At 48.4% G+C, this 2541-nt stretch carries 4 protein-coding genes; 3 read left to right on the plus strand and 1 reads right to left on the minus strand.

The features are described 5' to 3' along the window. Both RM811_RS08150 and RM811_RS08155 read left to right on the plus strand, forming a co-directional pair. The coding region (locus tag RM811_RS08150) for a hypothetical protein (RefSeq protein WP_402522766.1) at positions 1–263 on the plus strand (263 nt) is incomplete at its 5' end. Beyond that, a complete protein-coding gene (locus RM811_RS08155; RefSeq protein WP_402522767.1) occupies positions 260–1558 on the plus strand; it encodes a DNA cytosine methyltransferase in 1299 nt (432 codons plus the stop codon). The genes RM811_RS08150 and RM811_RS08155, both read left to right, overlap by 4 nt. A 22-nt stretch (positions 1559–1580) precedes the next feature. On the opposite strand, the gene RM811_RS08160 is transcribed toward RM811_RS08155, so the two are convergent. Next, a complete protein-coding gene (locus tag RM811_RS08160) occupies positions 1581–1970 on the minus strand; it encodes a helix-turn-helix domain-containing protein (protein ID WP_402522769.1) in 390 nt (129 codons plus the stop codon). 264 nt (positions 1971–2234) lie between these two features. Here RM811_RS08160 and RM811_RS08165 point away from each other — a divergent pair. Then, positions 2235–2541 (plus strand): hypothetical protein (locus RM811_RS08165; protein ID WP_402522771.1); only part of this gene is annotated, 307 nt, incomplete at its 3' end.

The following is a 2541-nucleotide window of genomic DNA, read 5'->3' on the forward strand; positions in this document are numbered from 1 at the left end:
CATTTCATGGACACCAGACAATGGCTAAACAAAGCAATATAAAGCAGCAGGAAATATTAGACGCTGTAATGAAGGTTAAACATTATCATTACAATATGTACCAAGTGCGAAGTCGCCCAGAGAAAACCTGCCAATGGTGCAATGGAAAAATTGATTCACTGGAATCCTTTTGTTCAAAAGAATGCGAATCAAATCACGAAGCAGCAGTAGCAGAATACGAATCAAGACGTGAAGAAAAAGAAAAGGTAAACCGGTCAAGATGATGCGTTATCTCTCGTTATTCTCAGGCATTGAGTCAGCGACTTTAGCCTGGGAACCACTCGGCTGGACACCCGTAGCATTCTCAGAAATAGAACCCTTTTGTAATGCTCTCCTGGAACACCATTATCCCACCATACCCAACCTTGGTGACATCAAAGACATCACTGAATTTGACCTTCAATCCCTTGGCAGCATTGACATCATCGTATTTGGCAGCCCTTGCCAGGATCTATCAGTAGCGGGTAAAAGAAGTGGACTTAGCGGCAACAGAAGCGGTTTATTCACCAAAGCCATCGACATCATTCACTGGGCAATCAAGCACAACAACCTCAGATACGCCGTGTGGGAGAACGTCCCTGGCGTCTTCAGTTCCAACTCGGGAAAAGACTTTCAGGAAGTGCTGCGCCTGTTTACTGGCAACAGCCACCACCTCCGTGAAAAAAAGAAATGGCAAACATCCGGTATTGCGCTTGGCTCACAGTCCCTCTGTGAATGGCGTGTGCTTGATGCTCAACACTTCGGAGTCCCACAACGACGCCGGCGAGTGTTTGCTTTCGTCGATTTTACAGGAAACGAACGTGCTGAGCCGGTACTATTTGAGCCCCAAGGCGTGTGTGGGAATCCTCCGCAGAGCAGACCGCAGAAAGAAGACCTTGCCGACACCCTTGAAGCTCGCACTACTGGCGGCGGTTTTCCCGGATCTGATGGAGCTTGTTCCAACCACATAGTCGTGGACAGCCCACAGCCCTTTGATATGGAAGCCTTCGGCCAGTACGGCAACGGCACCAAAGCCAGCACCCTGAAGCAGCGAGACTACAAAGACGCCACTGATCTGGTCATAGAACCCCTGCCAATCCACGATCAAGCCACCCGATCCATCGGCAAGCGAGCCGACAAACAAGACGGCAAAGGCAATGGCAATGGTTTAGGCATTGGCAAGCCCGGTGATCCCATGAATACCCTGACTTCTGGCGACCATCATGCCGTGTGTTATTGCGGCACCCAGAACGATGCCTTACGTGACCTGGCTGATGAAAAATGCCCGACATTACGTGCTGGCAGTAATGGCGGCGTAGTGAATCCAGTGGTATCAACGGCATCAATCGTCCGACGCCTAACCCCCACAGAATGCGAACGCCTACAGGGAATCCCCGACGATTGGACAAAGATTCCTTACCGCAAAAAGACCGCTGAAAACTGCCCTGACACCCCCAGATACCGCGCCATTGGTAATGCCATGGCCGTCCCCGTCATGCACTGGATAGGCAAGAGAATCGAATCAGTATGCAGTCTTTGAATCTGGCGATAGAAAAAATCTATCACGATTGTTCCCCGAAAATGTATTGAACTTGTGGATCATCAGCCCATGAAACATCGGTTAATTTCTCATGGGTGGTTTGGTGCTTACGTTGCTCAAACGCCACTACTTTCGGGGACTTTGATTGTATAGGATCAAGATTCATTCTGTAGATCTTGGAACCTTTACCCTTATCCTGGTTAATCCGTTGCTGACTGGTGATGTACCCAAGGCTTTCCAGAAACTTCAGTTGGATATTGGCATTTTGTCGGGTAATACCGACATCCCTGGCGAGAGTTGCCTGACTTGGCCAGCAATAACCGTCCTCATTGGCATAGCTGGACAGCATAACCAACATCAAACGCTGGGCAGGAGTAAGGCTGGAATGGATATTTATTCGAATTTCTTGCACAGCACTACCTGTATATTTGAGTGAAATCACGGTATACTGACCTTAATGAATGTTGTAGAGAAACCGGATCGGGTGCCAGCCCATTGATCCGGTTTTTTTATGGAAAAAATAGCATAGCCTATGTAATCTCAGATGACTACCGTTGTCATCTGAAACGTGTTTTGGTGTCATCTGAAATGACATAAACATAGGTAAAGAACATAGTATTAAAACACTAGCGTGTTTCAGTCATCTCAGATGACATAGGTAAGGCGATTTTGAACAATGGGCATTAACACCTGGGACGAGAAGATCAACGCCACTGGCTACTTATCGCCAACCCAGTCCCCGGAACTGCCCGTTCACAATCTGGACTACCAACCAGAGCCCACCGCACAACGGTTTCATGCCAGTCAGGCATTCGTTCGCTGCATGATGGGACCTATCGGTTCAGGCAAATCAGTGTGTTGTGTCGAAGAACTGAAGAACATCGCTCTGAACGTGCAGCAACCCAACGCTCAAGGCATCCGTAAGACCCGCTTTGCCGTGGTCAGGAACACCTACCCAGAGCTAAGAAGTACCACCATAAAAA

The sequence above is a fragment of the Endozoicomonas sp. genome (assembly GCF_031844845.1).
In the GTDB taxonomy this organism is placed as follows: Bacteria; Pseudomonadota; Gammaproteobacteria; order Pseudomonadales; family Endozoicomonadaceae; genus Endozoicomonas.

What these genes read in the sequence shown, in the direction of transcription:
- RM811_RS08155 (WP_402522767.1), top strand. Translation starts at nt 260, where the DNA reads ATGATGCGTTATCTCTCGTTATTCTCAGGCATTGAGTCAGCGACTTTA.